The sequence below is a fragment of the Ancylomarina sp. 16SWW S1-10-2 genome, from assembly GCF_009669305.1.
GTDB lineage: Bacteria > Bacteroidota > Bacteroidia > Bacteroidales > Marinifilaceae > Ancylomarina.
Window position 1 is genome coordinate 166,933 of the sequence record NZ_SADB01000009.1, and the last position, 21,631, is coordinate 188,563.

At 35.4% G+C, this 21,631-nt stretch carries 4 protein-coding genes; all 4 read left to right on the top strand.

Annotation, left to right across the window (positions count from 1 at the left end; all coding sequences use genetic code 11):
- Positions 1 to 610: 610 nt before the first annotated feature.
- On the top strand, positions 611 to 2,458 hold the full coding sequence (locus tag EMN46_RS09590; RefSeq protein ID WP_154200589.1) for a DUF4114 domain-containing protein: 1,848 nt from the start codon (positions 611 to 613) through the stop codon (positions 2,456 to 2,458).
- Between the two features lie 666 nt (positions 2,459 to 3,124).
- Positions 3,125 to 18,121: a tandem-95 repeat protein gene (locus EMN46_RS09595; protein ID WP_154200590.1), complete on the top strand. Its 14,997-nt coding sequence runs from the start codon at positions 3,125 to 3,127 to the stop codon at positions 18,119 to 18,121.
- Between the two features lie 10 nt (positions 18,122 to 18,131).
- Positions 18,132 to 19,076, top strand: coding sequence for a type IX secretion system membrane protein PorP/SprF (locus EMN46_RS09600; RefSeq protein WP_154200591.1), 945 nt, complete (start codon positions 18,132 to 18,134; stop codon positions 19,074 to 19,076).
- 18 nt (positions 19,077 to 19,094) lie between these two features.
- Positions 19,095 to 21,239 (top strand): OmpA family protein, encoded by a 2,145-nt coding sequence (locus tag EMN46_RS09605; RefSeq protein WP_154200592.1) that lies wholly within the window; start codon positions 19,095 to 19,097, stop codon positions 21,237 to 21,239.
- Positions 21,240 to 21,631 lie beyond the last annotated feature (392 nt).

Here is a 21,631-nt window from a genome sequence, read left to right on the forward strand (position 1 = left end):
TTATCTATTTTAGAATAAATATGATAGAAATAGATTTTATGAAAAAGAAGCAGCCTATGTTCCTATATGTATAAGGGGGAAGCGTTTTTTTTGAGTTCTATAATTGAGATTTTTTAAATCATAAATTGTGATTTAAGATAAATTTAAAGAAAGATTATGCATACAATTATAAAAGGCAGGCTGTGCTTATGTAAAGTATTTGGTGGGGCTGTATCCAGTTATAAATTTTAATGCCAAAAGTAAATCTATAAAATAAATTAAATGTGCGTATTGTTAATATGTTTAATAAATATATTATATTTGCGTCCTGCTGGAGATCTGTAACAGTTGTCTAATCAATTTTTTATAGTCTATTTATAGGTGTAGGGTATCAGTTTGAAGTCTAATGTAAATTAGGTTTTAAAAGAATGAAACGTGTTACTTTATGTAGCAGATTTATGTAGGGAATTCTGTTTTTTTCAATCTATTACATCAGGTTTTTAAGTGTGTTAGTTTAGAAAAATTTACACTTCGTCAAAGTGTTAACATATTTAACTATTATATATCATTCAATTTAAATTAAATATGTAATTTAGTATTAATATAAATAAGTAACGAAAAGAAAATAATCATGAGGAAATATTTACTATTATTAACAGCAGTTTTCATTATCATTTCATCTTGTTCTGATAATCATGATAATGAAAAAGGAGTTGCAATTAACAATGATACAGCTGATCTTTCGAGCAGAGTAACTACAAAAAACACTTTAGTAATTATAAACAACCTTCCAGCAAGTAAAACTAAAGCAGGTACAGAGGTTGATGAAATTGATTACACTAAAAACTATGCATTTACATTACGTGCTGAAGTTGAAGCGCCTAAGGTTGATGGTGAATATGTGCAATCAACTCATGTAAAAATTGTAGACAATATGGCATTTGTGTCATATAATACAAAAGGTGATGTGTACAGAGGGGGAGTCGAGTTGTTTGATATTTCTGATCCTATAACTCCAGTTCTAAAGACTCAAGCTCTTTTCCCTAATATGGACGTTAGTTCAGTAGAGTATTATGATGGCGTTATTTATTTAGTTGGAGCTCTTGATCCTGACAGTGAAGATTACCTTTTGGAATCTCCTGCAGTTCTAATTACTTTAGAATTGAGTGATTCTCAACAAATTCTGTCTGTATCTGATCCTGTAGATATGCCTTCTTTTGTAGCTACCGATATTGCAGTTGATGATGCCTATGTTTATGTAACTAGTGGTTCTGCTGGAGGTTTAAGTGTTCTTAATAGAAGCGATTTATCTTTAGTTAAAGATATGCCAATGGATGATGTAAGATCTTTAAGTATTAATACAAATAATATTTATGCTTTAAGTGCAGACGAATCTATCCATTCTTTTAATAAGACTAATTTTACTGAATTAGAAAATATTGCGATAGGAAATATTTCTGATGAATCAAAAACTGAAATTGATGCAACAGATGAGTATATTTTTGCAGCTTTAAATAAGTCTGGTTTAGATATTAGAAATCTTGATGGTACATTAAAAGAGCATTTTAATAGACCAGAAACGGCAGAGGGTGGTTTGGATGCAGATTATGTAACCAACTCGGTAAGTCTAAACGGGGAGTTATTATTAATTGGTAATGGTGCTGCTGGTATTTATGTTGGCGCAATGGTTCCTGAAAACGATGATGCTGTAACAATGTTGGGTAGTATGGATCTTTCTGGTTCAGCAAACTTTGTGGAATCACAGGGAAATTACATCTTCGTTGCTGCAGGTACAGGTGGTCTTAAGATTCTTACCTTCGAATTGGACGAAGGTTTACCAGAGGAGATAATTCCTACAAAACCTTGTGAGACTCTTGTAGAGAATATTATTAAGATGTTTCCTGAATATACAGATAATCGTAGTGCTTATCCAGAGTTGTTTAACGATGAAAATAACTTAATTCTTAAGCTGACTAAGGAATCTCCAGTTTATCTTACTTTCGTTGATGAAGGTGCGGGATGGAAAAATTCTTTGGCTTATTATACTTACGATGCCGATAATATTCCTGAAAGTGCTGATGAGATTGAGTTACATATGTTGTTTCCAAATGCTTCAAAAGAAGGTTCTGGAGGTGGCTTAAAGGCTGGAGACCGTGTTCAATTGGGCGATAGCGATTTTCCTGAAAATACAGTAATTGGGTTTTGTCTAATTGCTAACGGATGGAAAAATGGCGCTACAACTGATGGAAATTATCGTCACTATACGAATATTGAGTTAAATGATAATGTTGATGGACAAAAACAACAACACACATTATTCATTGAGCAAGGATGTAAGGATATTGTATTGTGTTTTGAGGATGCAAGATTACCTGGAGGAGATATTGATTTTAACGATATTATTTTCACAGTTAACGATAATGAAACAGATGCTAATGTCGCAACAGCTTTTGATTTGACGAATATTGTTGAGTTGTAAAAATTTAAATGAATATATAGAGTGCCATTCCTTTGGGAGTGGCACTTTTTTTATACCCTAAAATGAATCAGGATATTAGAATGGAAAGAATAAATAGACTATTTCTCCATATAAGAGTTCTTTAGCAGGGTGTGGATAGATGTTATTTAATTTTATATAGATGGTATTTTCTATTAATTATGGTATTAGTAGTACTCTTATTGTGGTTGAAATTAGTTGAGAGAAAAGTAACATAAGAGACAAAAAGAACGAATGTTGAGTTGTAAAGTAATGAGAGTAGGTTTTAATTTTACGACTTTAAAAATTTATAACAAAGGGCGTTTTATAGTATTTATCATAATATATATAATAGTAATTTAAATAGCTTCAGGTTAATATCAATTTCGGGGATGTATTCAAATGTGTAAAGCCTTGTTTGTTTGTTTGTTAGCATTCAACAGATAAATCAGATGAATTGTGTTTTGTTATGATTCGTAGTGTGGATTAGTACTTTGTGTAAATCTACGAGAATAGCATTTTAGTCAACAGAGTTGGTTGTTTTGTCAAATGTTAATGTGTGTTAATGCTGTTGGTGATTTATTTTTTTTATTGCTTTAACAATAAATCTTTTTTTAGTAACTTACAACTTAACAATATTGAATCAGATAGATCATTATATAATTATTTATGAAAAAAAATATACTCTTTAAATTCGAAAGAAATAATCTTCTCAAAAGATTATTTCTGTTTCTTGTTTTAGTTGTACTAACTTCTTTTGGAGTGAATGCACAAGATGCAGCTTTTACCTTTACGTTGAGTAATCAATGTGGTAGTGGTACGGCAAATTTTAATCAAACTTCAGTGGCTGGAGTCACAAATTGGGATTGGGATTTTGGGAATGGTAATAGTCTTACAACTGCTGTTGCTACTGAAGGTCAGAATCCTTCAGCTACTTATGCCAGTCCTGGAATTTATACTGTAAGCTTGTCTGTGAATGGGGGAACTGCTGTTACTCAAGACATAACAATTTATCCTAATCCAGAACCCGATTTTACTGTTTTAGCAGCTAGTGGTTGTGAACCTATGGATGTTACATTAACCGGATCTGGTGGAAATGTAACTGTTGCTGGTTTCACTGTTGATGGCAAGGCTGTTGCTGGTGTCACTGGTGGAGATATTGATAGTTATCAGTGGAGCTTTTTGGGTAAAATAGATGGTGTAACTAAGACTGATCCCGTATTATCACTTTCAGGATTAATAGCTGATACTTATGGAGTTCTATTAATATTAACTGATGATAAGGGGTGTACAGCATCAACTTATAAACCGGCAGTCGTTACTGTAAATCCTACGCCAACAGCTGACTTTTCCATTACCAAAGAAAATGATTGTGGTGTTGGCGATGTTACCTTCGGTGCTTTGGCAACAATTTCTTCTGGTGAAATTGACGAATATCAATGGGATGTCCTAAATGATGACAACATTGAAGCAGTTTCGGAGTCTTATACGCATAATTTTTCTTCTACAGGAACTTTTGATGTTGCATTAACCGTAAAATCTGATGAGGGGTGTCTTTCGAATAAGGTAATTAAGCAGGTTAAATTCAATAGTGACAATACCACCGATTTCTCTTTTTCTGGAAATTGTGTTGGACAAGAGGTCACTTTTACAGCTGTGTCATCAGATCCAACTACTGCTTGGTCGTGGGATTTTGGTGATGGAACGGCTTCCAGTTTGCAAAATCCAACAAAAACATTTTCAACGGCAGGTGATAAAACAGTAACGCTTACGGCAACTCATTCCGATGGTTGTGTTATGGTGATTACAAAAACAGTTACACTTTCAAGCGTTGAAGCGTCTTTTAACTACGATCTAAATTCTGCTTGTCCTCCAACTTATAAAGTTGCTTTTACCGGTTCATCTTCTGCAAGTACTAATACATGGTCTTGGAATTTTGATGGAAAAGGAACTAGCACTGAACAAAGTCCAGATTTTGATTTTTTGAATCCGGGTACACATACCGTTACATTAACGGTAACTTCTGGTGAGGGATGTGTAGATACTTATATCGAAGATATAACAATTGTTGAAAAAACGCTCGACTTTACTATTTCATCGCCTGCCGAAGGTTGTGAAGGATTAGGGGTCGGTTTTACTGGTTCGTATTCCGATGCAACCAATGATCCTGTGACTGATTGGAATTGGACATTTGAAAATGAATCTGAAACAGGAATAGGTCAGAACGCTAATCATACCTACAATACGAGAGGAGTATATGATGTTAGCCTTTCCATTGAAACCACTAATGGTTGTATGCTTACCGAAACAAAGACTAATGCTGTTCAGGTGGGTCAAAAACCAGTTATAACGAATATAACTGCTCCTGATGGCGATTGTGCTAATGTTGGTTTGGGATTTATTACAGACTTTACAGGATTAGCTGATAGTTTGCATTGGGATTTTTCGAATGGCGGAATGCAAACTTCAAAATTTATAGATGGTCTTTCTCCTCAATCCATATCACATGAATTTACCGATGATAGTGATTTTCATTCCTTAACAGTAACTGCTTTTGATAATGGCTGTTCTTCTGATCCTGAAACAATTTCAAACATTGTAATTAAACAACCCATTGCAAATTTTTCTGCTTCAGAAAAGGTAATTTGTTCTGTGCCTTCTACCGTGAACTTCACTAATACCAGTGAATCTGATGATGCGGGGACAATATATGAATGGGATTTTGATGATGGAAGTTCATCTACTGATCAAGCTCCATCTCATACATATGTTACCGCTGGTGATTATACGGTTACGCTTACGGTTACTAATCCTACTACACTTTGTTCCGATGTAAAAACACAAAAAATTAACGTAACAACATCATCGCCCAATTTTGTTACGGATAAAACAGTTGCTTGTCATCCTGCAAAAATCAGTTTCACCAATGAAATCATAGCTAACTCATCTGCCAATTTTAGTATTAAGAAAGTAGAGTGGGATTTTGATAGTAATGGAACAATAGATTCTAGTGAAGAAAATCCTTCTTATACTTATATAAGGCCTGATTCGTATGCTGTTAGCATGACCGTAACCGAAGAAAATGGATGTGAATATAATATTAAAAAGGATGGTTTTTTAAGCATTAATGGACCTGTGGCTTCGTTTACCGAAGCTCCTGTGGAAGCATGTTTGGGTGATGAAATAACATTTACAAATACCACTACAAAATACAGTAGTGATCCTGCCACTAGTAATACTTATTCGTGGAATTTTGGAGATGGAGACATATCAATAATTGAGAATCCTACACATACTTATGGGAGTGAAAATGTTTTTGAGGTAAGTCTTTTGGTGACTGATGATAACGGGTGTTCAAATACTTTTACTGAAACTAACTCAGTTATTGTGCCCAATTTAGTGGCAGGTTTTACCACAACTAGAGATATTTACTGTTTAGAGAATAATATAGAATTTACTAATACAGCAAGTATTACGAATGGCACAGCAAGCATAACAAAATACGAGTGGGATTTAGATGGAGATGGTTCTTATGAAATAAATACGACTTCCAACGGCAATCAAGCGTTAACATTTGCTTCTTCCGGAACATATACCGTCAAACAAAGAATTTCCAGCTCTCTTGGTTGTACCGATGAGTTTATCAAAGAAATAACCATAGTTAATGGCGATGGAACTTTTACGCCTGATGATACTAACTTAGGTTGTGCACCTGCTAGTACCACTTTCCGTGCCAATGATGATGATACTATGGTAGCTTCTTACGCTTGGACTTTTGGTGATGGAGAAATGTCCACTGTAAGAAATCCACTGCATTTCTATGTTTATCCTGGTTCTTATGATGTTACTTTAACAGTTGTATTGACAGGTGGATGTACTAAAACAAGTACCCAAACGGTTACTGTTGCTGGAGCGGTGGGTAACTTTACTTATAATAATTTGACAGGTTGTGCAGATCCTGATCATATCGTGAAGTTTGAAGTTTCAGATATGAGTAGCGTTAACTCCCTCACATGGGATTTTGGAAAAGGCGTTACAGAGAAGGTCGACTTTAATACTACAACTGACTATGCTTCCGTAGATCACGCTTATACGACTAATGGTACTAAACGTCCTTTTTTAACTCTAACAGATAATACTTGTGGAGATTACGCTTATTATCGCGACGATCTGGGACGAATAAATACTAGTATACCACCTACTGTTGATTTTAGTAAGTCTACTACTGCTGCTGTTGGAATTTGCGAAAATGTAGAGTTTCAATTTTTTGATGAATCTACTTTGAATGATGATCGCTATCAGATTACCGGTTGGGCTTGGGATTTTGGTGATGGGAAAGTTTCTAATTTACAGAACCCGAACCATCAATTTACCACGGCAGGAACTTATGACGTAGAACTGGAAGTTACTACAAGTATTGGATGTACTACGACTCTGAAAAAAACAGGTTTCGTTGTGGTTGTTTCTCCTAATAATTTAACGGGTTTAGCTATTGATATTATAGAACCAGGATTAGTGAATAGCAAATTTTGCTCTTCTGATAATGTTATTTTCAACGGTTCTGCCACTACAACCAATGGAGATGGATCTATTGCAAATTGGGTTTGGAATTTTGGTGATGGAAACGATGCTTCCACACAAAGTGCAAATCATACTTATAATACTTCTGATGAAGGCTTAACCAATACAGTTACACTTACAGTTACAGACAATAGCCAGTGTGTTCAAGTAATTACGAAAGATGTCAGTATTTATAAAGTTGAAGCGGATTTTTCAATTACAAATTCACCAGTACTAAGAGGTAATAATATAGCTTTTGCTGATTTATCAACAAGTAAAATAAATTCTGCTACTGATGGAACGATTTCAGATTGGGCATGGACTTTCGAAGAGGGAACTCCAACATCTTCAGTAGTTCAAAATCCAAATATTGCATACAATACAATCGGGAGTAATTACGATGTAGGTTTAACAGTTACTAATAACGAGGGTTGTATAGCCAATACCAGTAAAACGGTAAGTGTTAGCAATAATCCACCTTTGGTAACTAATTTTGGTGTTTCAGGGAATGAGGATACTGATATTGCAATTGCTCAGGCTAATTTTAATTCAAATTTTAATACCTCATTAGATCCTAGCCAGACAATTACTAAAGTTAAAATTATTAGTCTACCAGAAAATGGAGACCTTTATATAGGTACTTCAAAAATTTCGGCGATAGGAACAGAATTGACCTATGCTGAATTGGCAACTTTAATTTTTAAACCTGAAGCAAACTGGAATGGAACATCTTCTTTCGATTACAATGCATCTGATGGTTTAGATTATGCTGTTAATGATGCGACCATTACCATCACAGTGAATGAAATTCAGGATGTGCCTGTTGTAACTAATATTAACCTCAGCAATGATAAAGATGTTAATACAACTTTTGATGCGGCGACTTTCGAGGCTAAATTTTCTGATGTAGATTTAGCTGGCAATACAAATCCTGATTTTAAAAATATTAAAATAACAGATATTTCAGATCTTCTTTTAAAAGGGAGTCTAACATTGAATGGTGTTACAATCCTTCTTGGTGTTGATATTTCAAAGGCAGACATAGCGAAGTTAGTTTTTGAACCATTGTTAGGTTTTGTTGGAACTGCCAGTTTTGAGTGGAATGGATCTGATGGTGCTGATTATGCTGTAGATGATGCTACAGTAAGTATCACATATATCAATACAAAGCCAATACTTACAAGTGTCGATCTTGGAGATACGAAGGAAGATGAAGTAATGACTTTTCCAATGTCTTATTTTTTAGATTATCATTCCGATGTGAATGTAAACGATGATCCTTTTACTCGTTTGAAAATTATATCTCTACCTCCTAGTACAGCTGGTGTGTTTAAGTTGAACCAAACTGTACCTCTCAATTTGACAGTTGGTATGGAAATTCCTTACGAAGCGCTTTTAGAGCTTGAATTTACACCTGCTAGCGGTTACAATGGAGTTATAGAATTAGAATGGGATACTTTTGATGGTACCGAATATTCTGAAGGACCAGCAACAATAAGTTTTACCTATGTAAATACGGCACCAACAGTTTCGAATATAACCAAAACAGCAGTTAATGAGGATACGCAGGTCGATTTTACCACGACCAACTTTACTGATAATTTTAACGATGTTGATATTCATGATAATCTAACTAGAATTACAATTAAAACTCTTCCTGCAAATGGAACTTTAAAATTAAATGGGGTTATTGTTACTGATGAACAAAATATCTCTCTAGTTGATTTGGATGCCTTAAAATATTTCCCAAATCCAGATTTTAATGGAACAGATAGTTTTAAATGGAGGGGAAATGATGGAACCATTAATTCTTCCAATGTAGCAACAGTTAATCTAACAATTAAACCAATTCAGGACAAACCAACTGTTTCTAATATTACAAAACTTGAAATTGAAGATACTCCTGTTCCAATTTTGGCGCAAGATTTTATTGATGAATTCTCAGATGTTGATGCTCCTTATGGAAATCCGAACGGTACTTTGGTGGAAATAATAATCAAATCTCTACCTACCAATGGAACATTAGAATTAAATGGAGTAGCGGTGTTTAATAAACAGGTAATTCTGGTTGGCGATATTGATACTGGTTCTGGTTTAGTTTTTGTTCCTAATGATGGTTACGAAGGAGATTCTTCATTCGATTGGAACGCATCCGACGGATTAGAAAATGCGACTACTGATGCTTCAGTTAATATTAAGCATACAAACACACCTCCAGTAGTTACCAGTTACGATTTTGGAACGAAACTCGAAGATGCTATTTTCACCCTTACACGTGATGATTTTCAAACTTATTATTCTGATGACGATGCAACAGATGTACAATTTAAACATGTAAAAATTGTTAGTTTACCTTCATCTACTGTTGGTGTCTTTACAATTGATATATCTGGAACCGATGAAATTCTTACTACAGGAATTTATTCCTATTCCAATTTATTAGCTGGTTTAAAGTTTACTCCTAAGCTAGGAGCAAATGGAATCGTTAATTTGATATGGAATGCCGAAGATGGAACAGAGTATGCCGCAAGTAATGCTACATTTAGTCTCACCTATATTAATTCAATTCCGGTAGTAACTAATTTTGCAAAACCGGCTGTTGATGAGGATAACAACGTAATTTTTTCTCAGGCAGATTTTGATTCAAATTATCTTGATGTGGACGTCAATGATTCAATGGAGAAAATAAAAATCACAGATCTTCCAGATAAAGGCACATTAAAATATGGAGCAATAACAGTCAGCCTAGGTGATGAAATTGCTTATGCTGATTTAGCCAATTTGATTTATGAGCCAAATGCTAACTATTTTGGACCCGATTCATTTACTTGGCAGGGATTCGATGGAACAGTTTATTCGAGCAATTCTGAGGTTTCCTTAAGTATTCTTTCGGTTAACGATATACCAACAGCAGATAACGAAACGGTTACCGAACTTGAAGATGTAACCTATATATTTACTTCATCTGATTTCTCATCATATAGTGATGTCGAAACTGGTTTTGCGGGTATTAAAATTACGGACTTAGAAAGTCAAGGAACTCTTGAATACGATGGAGCTCCTGTTGCTAGTGGATTGGAAATTGCTACAGTTGATATTTCAAAATTGAAATTTATTCCGAAAGCGAATGAAAATGGTCCTAATTACGATTCATTTACCTTTCAAGTCTTCGATGGAGAAGCATATAGTGCTAGTAGTTATACAATGACTATTGATATTACTGCTGTAAATGATGAACCAACATTCTCTTTAAAGGCTGATTCTGATATTGAGGTTGATGAAGATTCTGGAGCTGCTGTAGTTAATGGGCAATTGATAAATATTAGTGAAGGGCTTGGAGATGAAAGTGCTCAGACTATTACTGTTTTAACGAGCAATAATAACAACAATTTATTCAGTGTTCAGCCAAGTATCGATGTTAGTGGTAATTTAAGATTTACACCTGCTGATAATATGTATGGAACAACTACGGTAAGTGTTTACATTACCGATGATGGAGGAACTTTAAATAATGGTGATGATCAATCAATTTCACAAACCTTCACAATTACAGTGAATGCAGTTAACGATCCACCAGTTGCTAAATATGATTCATTCAGTACAAATGAAGATGTTCTTTTGAGTGGTAATTTGAAATCAGATAATGGAAGTGGATTGGATTCTGATCTTGATAGTGATTCTGCAAATTTCACATACTCTGTTTTGGACGGTGGAACTGCAGCTATTAATGGAACAATTTCATTGAATGCTGATGGAACATTTAGCTATGATCCAAATCCTGACTTTTTTGGAACTGTATCCTTTACTTATCAGGTTTGTGACGATGCCATTTCACCTCTAGTTCGGGAATGTGATATTGCCACAGTAAGCATTGCAGTAAATGATGTGAATGATGCTCCAATTGCTTTGGATAATAATGCTATTACCAAGGAGGATATTCCTATTGTGATTCCAGTACTTGCCAATGATTCCGATGTAGATGGAACACTTGATTTGACAAGTTTGAATGTTGTTATAGAACCATCTCATGGTACAGTAAGTACTAATCTAACAACAGGAGAGCTTATTTATACGCCGGATGCAGATTATCATGGCAACGATGAGTTTACTTACGAAATTTGTGATAATGACGGAGCTTGTGATACAGCAGTTGTTTATATCGTTGTTCAAAGTGAAAATGATAAATTAGTTGCTAATGATGATACGGCTGAAACGGATGAAGATGTTTCAGTAGAAATTTCAGTTCTAACTAATGATGTGGACTTGGATGGAACGATTGATTCTGGAAGTTTAGTTATTGTAGGTCAAGCAGCAAACGGAACGCTTGTAATCGATAATACGACTGGTATTGTAAACTATACACCTAATGAGAATTTCTATGGTGTCGATTCATTTACCTACGAGGTGTGTGATAACCAAGGAGCCTGTGATTTTGCAACGGTAACTGTTACGGTGAATGATGCGAATGATGCTCCAATTGCTTTAGATAATAATGCTATTACCAAGGAGGATGTTCCTGCTGTGATTGATGCACTTGCCAATGATTCCGATGAGGATGGAACGCTTGATTTGACAAGTCTTAAAATTATTGTAGGTCAAGAACCAGTTCATGGTTCAGTAAGTATTAATCCAACAACAGGAGAGTTTACTTATACTCCAAATACAGATTATCATGGAAACGATGAGTTTACTTATGAAATTTGTGATGATGATGGCGCTTGTGATACTGCAGTTGTTTATATTGTTGTTCAGAGCGAAAATGATAAACTGGTTGCTAATAATGATACGGCTGAAACGGATGAAGATGTTCCAGTAGACATTTCAGTTCTAACTAATGATGTGGATTTGGATGGAACTATTGATGTTGGAAGCCTAGTTATTGTAGGTCAAGCAGCAAACGGAACGCTTGCAGTCGATAATACGACTGGCATTGTAAGCTATACACCTAATGAGAATTTCTATGGTGTCGATTCATTTACCTATGAGGTGTGTGATGACCAAGGAGCTTGTGATTTTGCAACAGTAAGTATTACAGTGAATGATGTGAATGATGCTCCGATAGCTTTGGATAACAATGCTATTGTCAATGAGGATGAAGAGGTTGTAATTAATGTACTTGCCAATGATTCCGATGTAGATGGAACACTTAATTTTACAAGTTTGAATGTTGTTACAGGTCAAGAACCGGCTCATGGAACAGTAAGTATCAATCCAACTACTGGAGAGATTATTTATACGCCGGATGCAGATTATTATGGAAACGATGAGTTTACTTATGAAATTTGTGATGATGATGGCGATTGTGATACAGCTAAAGTGAACATTACCGTTAATAGTGTAAATGATATTCTAATTGTTAATGATGATTCAGCTTCAATTCTTGAAGATACTCCAGTTACATTGGATGTTTTGGGTAATGATGTTGATTCTGATGGAACTATTGATATTTCCAGTTTGACAATCGTTAACCAACCAACAAACGGTGTAGTTGCGATAAATCCTGTTACGGGTGAAATAACCTATACGCCGGATGCTGATTTCTACGGTACAGATACCTTTGTTTACAGAGTTTGTGATAACGAAGGTTCTTGTGATACTGCCTCTGTAAGCATTACAGTGAATGGTGTGAATGATGCTCCAATTGCCTTAGATAACAATGCTATTACCAAGGAGGATATTCCTATTGTGATTCCGGTACTTGCCAATGATTCCGATGTGGATGGCACATTGGATTTAACAAGTCTTCAAGTTGTTTCGGGACCAGGCAATGGAACAGTAAGTATCAATCCAACAACCGGAGAGATTACCTATACACCAGAAGCCGATTATCATGGAAACGATGAGTTTACTTATCAGATTTGTGATGACGATGGGGCTTGTACAACAGCTGTGGTTTATCTTGTTGTTCAAAGCGAGAATGATACATTGGTTGCTACTAACGATACGGCTGAAACGGCTGAAGATACTCCGGTAGACATTCCAGTTCTAACGAACGATGTAGATTTGGATGGAACGATTGATCCAGGAAGTCTGGTTATTGTAGGTCAGGCATCAAACGGAACGCTTGTAGTGGATAATGTAACAGGTATTGTAAGCTATACACCAAATGAAAATTTCCAGGGTACCGATTCATTTACCTATGAGGTATGTGATGATCAGGGAGCTTGCGATTTTGCGACGGTAAGTATTACAGTGAATGATGTGAATGATGCTCCAATTGCGTTGGATAATAATGCAATTACCAATGAAGATGTTCCTGCTGTGATTGACGTACTTGCCAATGATTCCGATGTGGATGGCACATTGGATTTGACAAGTCTTCAAGTTGTTTCAGGACCAAGCAATGGAACAGTAAGTATCAATCCAACAACCGGAGAGATTACCTATACACCAGAAGCCGATTATCATGGAAACGATGAGTTTACTTATCAGATTTGTGATGAGGATGGGGCTTGTACAACAGCAGTGGTTTATGTTGTTGTTAAAAGTGAGAATGATACTCTAGTTGCAAATAACGATACTGCAGAAACGGATGAAGATACTCCGGTAGACATTCCAGTTCTAACGAACGATGTAGATTTGGATGGTAATATTGATTTTGGAACTTTAGTTATTGTAGGTCAACCAGCAAACGGAACGCTTATAGTCGATAATACCACCGGAATTGTAAGCTATACGCCTAATGAGAATTTCAATGGTGTCGATTCATTTACCTATGAGGTATGTGATGATCAGGGAGCTTGCGATTTTGCGACGGTAAGTATTACAGTGAATGATGTGAATGATGCTCCAATTGCGTTGGATAATAATGCTACTACCAAGGAGGATGAATCGCAAGTTATTGATGTACTTGCCAATGATTCCGATGTGGATGGCACATTGGATTTAACAAGTCTTCAAGTTGTTTCAGGACCAAGCAATGGAACAGTAAATATCAATCCAACAACCGGAGAGATTACCTATACACCAGAAGCCGATTATCATGGAAACGATGAGTTTACTTATCAGATTTGTGATGAGGATGGGGCTTGTACAACAGCTGTGGTTTATCTTGTTGTTCAAAGCGAGAATGATACATTGGTTGCTACTAACGATACGGCTGAAACGGATGAAGATACTCCGGTAGACATTCCAGTTCTAACGAACGATGTAGATTTGGATGGCAATATTGATTTTGGAACTTTAGTTATTGTAGGTCAAGCAGCAAACGGAACGCTTGTAGTCGATATTACGACCGGAATTGTAAGCTATACGCCTAATGAGAATTTCCATGGTGTTGATTCATTTACCTATGAGGTGTGTGACGATCAAGGAGCTTGTGATTTTGCAACGGTAACTGTTACTGTGAATGATGTGAATGATGCTCCAATTGCGTTGGATAATAATGCTACTACCAAGGAGGATGAATCGCAAGTTATTAATGTACTTGCCAATGATTCTGATGTGGATGGAACACTTGATTTGACAAGCCTTAAAGTTGTTACAGAACCAGAACATGGTACGGTAAGTATTAATTCAACAACAGGAGAGATTACTTATACACCAAATGCCGATTATCATGGAAACGATCAGTTTACCTATGAAATTTGTGATGATGATGGCGCTTGTGATATAGCAGTCGTTTATATTGTTGTTCAAAGTGAAAATGATAAATTGGTTGCGAATAACGATACGGCTGTAACGGATGAAGATAGTCCTGTAAACATTTTAGTTCTAACTAATGATGAGGATTCAGATGGAACTATTGATCCTGGAACTTTGATAATTGTAGGCCAAGCAGCAAACGGAACGCTTAAAGTCGATAATATAACCGGAATTGTAAGCTATACACCTAATGAGAACTTCCATGGTGTTGATTCATTTACCTACGAGGTGTGTGACGACCAAGGAGCTTGTGATTTTGCTACAGTAACTGTTACAGTGAATAATGTGAATGATGCTCCAGTTGCTTTAGATAATAATGCGATTACCAAGGAGGATGAATCGCAAGTTATTGATGTACTTGCCAATGATTCCGATGTGGATGGAACACTTGATTTAACGAATCTTGAGGTTGTTACAGAACCAGCTCATGGAACAGTAATTATTAATCCAACAACTGGAGAAATTACTTATACACCAGATGCAGATTACCATGGAAACGATCAGTTTACCTATGAAATTTGTGATAATGATGGCGCTTGCGATACAGCAGTTGTTTATATCATTGTTCAAAGTGAAAATGATAAACTGGTTGCTAACAATGATATGGCTGAAACCGAAGAGAATATTCCAGTTGATATTGCAGTTCTAACTAATGATGAGGATTCAGATGGAACGATTGATCCTGAAAGTTTAGTTATTGTAGGTCAAGCAGCAAACGGAACGCTTGTGGTCGATAATGCAACTGGAATTGTAAGCTATACGCCTAATGAGAATTTCCATGGTGTCGATTCATTTATTTACGAGGTGTGTGACGATGATGGAGCCTGTGATTTTGCAACAGTAACTGTTACTGTGAAAGATGTGAATGATGCTCCAGTTGCTTTAGATAATAATGCTCTTACCAAGGAGGATGAATCGCAAGTTATTAATGTACTTGCCAATGATTCTGATGTGGATGGAACACTTGATTTGACAAGCCTTAAAGTTGTTACAGAACCAGAACATGGTACAGTAAGTATTAATCCAACAACTGGAGAAATTACTTATACACCAGATGCAGATTATCATGGAAACGATCAGTTTACCTATGAAATTTGTGATAATGATGGCGCTTGTGATACAGCAGTCGTTTATATCATTGTTCAAAGTGAAAATGATAAACTGGTTGCTAACAATGATACGGCTGAAACCGAAGAGAATATTCCGGTTGATATTGCAGTTCTAACTAATGATGAGGATTCAGATGGAACTATTGATCCTGGAAGTTTAGTTATTGTAGGTCAACCAGCAAACGGAACGCTTGTGGTCGATAATGCAACTGGTATTGTAAGCTATACGCCTAATGTGAATTTCCACGGCGTCGATTCATTTATTTACGAGGTGTGTGACGACCAAGGAGCTTGTGATTTCGCAACAGTTACGATTACTGTGGGAGATGTAAATAGTCCACCAGTAGCTTTAAATAATAATGTTGTTACCAACGAGGATGTTCCTGTAGTGATTGATGCACTTGCTAATGATTCCGATGTAGATGGAACACTTGATTTAACAAGTCTTAAAATTGTTGCAGGTCAAGCACCTGCTCATGGTACGGTAAGTATCAATCCAACAACAGGAGAGATAACTTATACACCGAATGCCGATTATCATGGAAACGATGAGTTTATTTATCAGATTTGTGATGATGATGGTGATTGTGCTACAGCAGTAGTTTATATTGAGGTTGTAGAAGTTAACGATCATATGAATGCTGTGGATGATACAAACACAACAGAGGAAGATTCTCCAGTAACAACTCAGGTGTTGCTTAACGATACCGATATTGAAGGTACTGTTGATCCAACTAGTTTGAGTATCTACAGTTCACCTTCGCATGGTACGGTTGTAGTAAATACTGATGGAACCATTACGTATACTCCTGAATCTGGTTTCAATGGGGTCGATACCTATGAATATCAGGTTTGTGATGATGGCGGATTCTGTGATATTGCTACTGTAAGTATTACTGTTAGCTCTATTGATGATGATGTTCCTGTTGCTTTGGATGATACTTATATTACCCCAGAAGATGTGGCCATTTTTATGGATATTTTGGCAAATGACAGTGATCTTGATAATGATTTAGATCCAACAACAGTTTCTATCATTACAGATCCATTGCATGGTGTTGTAACAGTAAATCCAGTAACTGGTCAGTTGTACTATATTCCAAATCCTAATTATCATGGAACTGATGAAATTCTATACCAAGTTTGTGATGAGCTAGGGCATTGTACTACTGCAAAAGTATCTATCATAGTAAATGAACAGTACGATTTACCAGTAGCTAACGACGATGAAGAGACTACGCCTGAGAATGTAGCTATCCAAATTGAAGTGTTAGCAAATGATTGGGATGTGGATGATAATATCGATTTCTCGACACTTGCAATTGTGAATCAGCCTAAAAATGGTACAGTAACTATCGATCCTGAAACAGGAATAATTACTTATACACCAAATGAAGGTTTTAACGGACTAGATTTGTTTAGTTATAATATTTGCGATAATAACGATCATTGTGATCAGGCAACTGTAAGTGTAATTGTAACACCAGTTAATGATCCGCCAGTAGCAGTTGATGACTATGTTGAGACTTTCGATAATACGGAAACGACTATAAGAGTCCTTATTAATGATGAAGATCCTGATGGCGATGATTTAACTGTGAGTATTAATGAGGAGCCTTTACATGGAACTGTAATAGTGGAGAGCTATGGTTCGATAACTTACAAAGCTGATTTAGGTTATTACTGTAATACAGATTCGTTCGTTTATAGTATTTGTGATCCTTATGGCTTGTGTGATACAGCTGAAGTGATGATTGAGATTGATCCTTTAGACAGTGATCAGGATCGAATTCCAGATGCAATTGAAGGTCTTTGGGTTGATCAGGACGCTGATGGTGTTCCTAATTTTATGGATACAGATAGTGATAATGATGGTATATCTGATTTGGTTGAATCACAAATTATTGATTCATGTATCGATCTTCCAGTTGATACTGATGGCGACGGCATACCTGATTATTTGGATGTAGATAGTGATAATGATGGTTATTCTGATAAAGAGGAGGGAGCTGATGATTGTGATGACGATGGTATTGTCAATTATCTTGATGCCTATGATGATTGTTCTGAATATGTATCTGCTCCAGAAGGTTTTTCTCCCAATGGCGATGGTGTTAATGATTTCTTTGTGATTAAAGGAATCAAAGATTTTCCAAATAGTGTATTAAGAATTTTTAATCGTTGGGGTGCTAAAATTTATAGCAAAAAAGGATACCAAAACGATTGGGATGGTAGAGCTGATAATAGTTTAACTGTTGGCTCCGAGGTGATTCCAGAAGGAACTTATTATTATGTGCTTGATCTTAAAAATGGATCGAAAGCTTTGAAAGGATTCATTTACATCAACTACTAATTAAAAGAAGATGAATAGAACAAATATACAAATTCTGAAATGTGCAGCTTTATTGCTGTTGATACTTCCTTTTGGAACGACTTTAAAAGCCCAACAGGACCCTATGTACACGCAATATATGCACAATCCATTAACGGTGAATCCGGCTTATGCCGGAAGCACCAATATGCTAAGTGCAATGTTTCTAGCCCGCGAGCAGTGGGTTGGTTTCGATGGAGCTCCAAAATCGAGAACTTTAACGGTAAGTGCGCCTATTTCAAGATATAATGTTGGTCTTGGATTGTCGTATATTAATGACGAATTAGGTCCTGTAAAGCAGAATAGTTTTTATGCTGACTTTGCTTACCATTTAAAGGTGAGCAATAGGGCAAAATTGGCTTTTGGAATTAAAGGAGGATTCGATATGATTCAAATCAATCTGATGAGCCTGTCGCTTAATCAGCAAAATGATGATGCTTTTTCATCAGATTTTTCGGAGGATTTTATATTGAATTTTGGCTTGGGATTGTATTATTACACCGATCGCTTTTATCTTGGATTAGCAGTCCCTCGATTGTTGAAAAATAATTACGAAAATGATGGTTTCAATACCTCAAGTTATGGTTATAAGGAGCGTCATTATTTTTTGACTACGGGAGCTTTGTTTGATATTAATGAATATTTAAAGGTGAAACCATCTATTCTAGCAAAAGTAGTATGGAATGCTCCAGTTTCAATTGACTTATCGGCCAATTTTATATTGGATGATATGCTTTGGTTAGGAGCAGCTTATCGAATTGAGGATTCCATGAGTTTTTTAATTCACTATCAGCTAACAGATCAATTACGAGTTGGGTATTCATATGATATGACCGAATCGGAACTGAGAAAATACAATCAGGGAACACATGAAATCATGATCGCTTATGATTTCCAATTCAACAAAAAGAAAGTGATGACTCCAAGGTATTTTTAATCCTATTGAATAAAAATTATGAAAAAAATAGCAGGTACAATACTATTCATCGGAGTTTTATTAATGAGCTTTTCGGTGAATGCACAAATGATGGAAAGAGCTAATAAGTATTTTGATTCTTTTTACTATGAAGAAGCCATTGATTTATATGAAATACTTTGGCAGAAGGATAGTTTAAATGAAGATGTGGCTAAACAGCTGGCAACATCTTATCGCTTAACGAACAATTCAGAGAAATCGGAATTGTGGTATGGCCGTGTAGTAGGGTCTTCGGTTGCCGAAAATGATGATCTTTTTTATTATGCGAAGGCTTTACAGAGCAATAAAAAATATGCTAAAGCTAAAGTATGGATGGATAAGTATCTTGAAAGTGGTTCGATAGATAAAGGGGAAAAAATTGAATTGGATTATATATCAGATTTAATGAAGGATTCCCTTCGATACAAAATTGAACCAATTAAAGCCAATTCTAAAGCATCTGATTTTGGCGTAAGCTTTTATAAAAATCAACTTGTTTTTTCATCTGCAAGAGAAAAACATTCTGTGATTAAAAGAAACTACAAATGGAATAATCAAAATTACCTTAGAATGTATCGAGCTACAATTAAAGAGAATGGAGATGTCGAAAATGCATCTTTATTTTCAAAAAAACTAGGTACAAACTATCATGATGGTCCCGTATGTTTTAATGCTAAAGGAGACGAAATGTTTCTGACTCGTAATTATCTTTCTGAAACAAATAGAACGAAAGCAAATGAGGATGGTGTTATAAATATTAAACTCTATCATTCTAAAAAGAAAGGAAATGATTGGACCGATCCGGTATTACTTAAATTTAATATGGAAGGGTATTCTACGGGGCATCCAAGTCTTTCAAAAGATGAAAAAGAGTTGTATTTTATTTCTGATCGTCCTGGAGGATATGGAGGAACAGATATCTATGTTTCCCATAAAAAAGGTTCAGGGTGGAGTAATCCAGTTAATTTAGGAGCCAAAGTAAATACTCCGGAAAATGAGATGTTCCCTTTTGTAACTGAAGATAGTAAATTGTATTTCGCATCTAACGGACATGCTGGACTTGGTGGTTTAGATCTATTTTTTGTTGATTTAAACAATATTGAATCTAAGCCTGTTAATTTAGGATATCCTATTAATACCTCTAAAGATGATTTTGGTTTGATCTTGAAAAATGATCAAGGGTATTTTGCTTCTAATCGATTGCAAGGTGAAAGTTTCGACAATATTTATCACTTCTCTATTTTATCAAAATTGCTTAAAGGTCAGGTTTTAAATTCTGAAACGAAGGAAATATTGGGTTATACTCGAGTGTCTTTATTAAATGAAAAAGGTGATCTTATTGATGAATTTTCAACAGGGAAAGATGGCAAATTTCGATTTTTGATACCAGAAGTTAAAAACTATCAACTTAGATCGGTAAAAAAAGAATTTGAAAATGGAGATGTTGTTCTGACAGCTTCCGATTTTCAGGATGAAACGGAATCGAATGTTTTTGTTTACCAGACTCCTGATAATATTTTACATTTAGATGGTTTGGTTATTTTTAGTGAGGATGAAAAGCCTATTAGTCAGATGACCATCGCAGTTCAAGATAAACAAACCAAAGAAGTGTTTAATTTATTAAGTGATTCTTTGGGGAAATTTACTTGTCAGTTAAAGCGTGAAACCGAATATAATTTAGAATTTAGAAAAAAAGGTCTGATGTCGAAGTACGAGCAAATAAGTACTTTAAAATTATCAGGTAACAATATCTACGTTTGTAAAAAAATCGATCGCTTAGAGGTTGGGAAAACTTTTATTTTAAAAAATATTTTATATGATTTAGATAAAGCTAATATACGAGAAGATGCTGCCGTTGAACTTGATAAGTTAGTTCTTATTATGAATGCTAATCCAAGTTTAAAAATTGAAATAAGTTCACATACCGATTCTCGTGGTAGTGATTCTTACAATATGGCATTATCAGAACGCAGAGCAGAATCTGCAGCAAATTTTATTCTTTCAAGGGGTATTTCTCCTGATAGAATTGTTGCCAAAGGTTATGGTGAAACCAAGCTGATTAACCAATGTTCATATGGTGTGGAATGTAGTGAAACAGATCATCAAGCTAATCGCCGAACAGAAGTAACGGTATTGGAAATGTAGAATCCGTTCATATTAAAAAATTAGAGCCGCACATATAATGTGCGGTTTTTTTTTGTCCAATATTAACGATATCTCCCAGATAATAACTGATCTTGTTTTTAGAAATAGATTTTAAGCTAAACATAAAGTTTAGATGTCTCAAGTTGTTATGTGTCAATATAATTGATGTTGCTGATACGTGATTTTTATATGATATTAAAACATCATTCCGAAATATATTTTTGTACTTTCGAAACCTTTAAAATAAGCCTGCATTAACAGATGTTAAAAAATAATATGACAGTATTCCTATGATTTTAAATCTGTATTTGTTTAGGATCTGATACACTTGTTTTTTTTATTAACGAAGAGCAAAGGCAACTGTTGATTATATGTTATCAGGTGGTGTTATT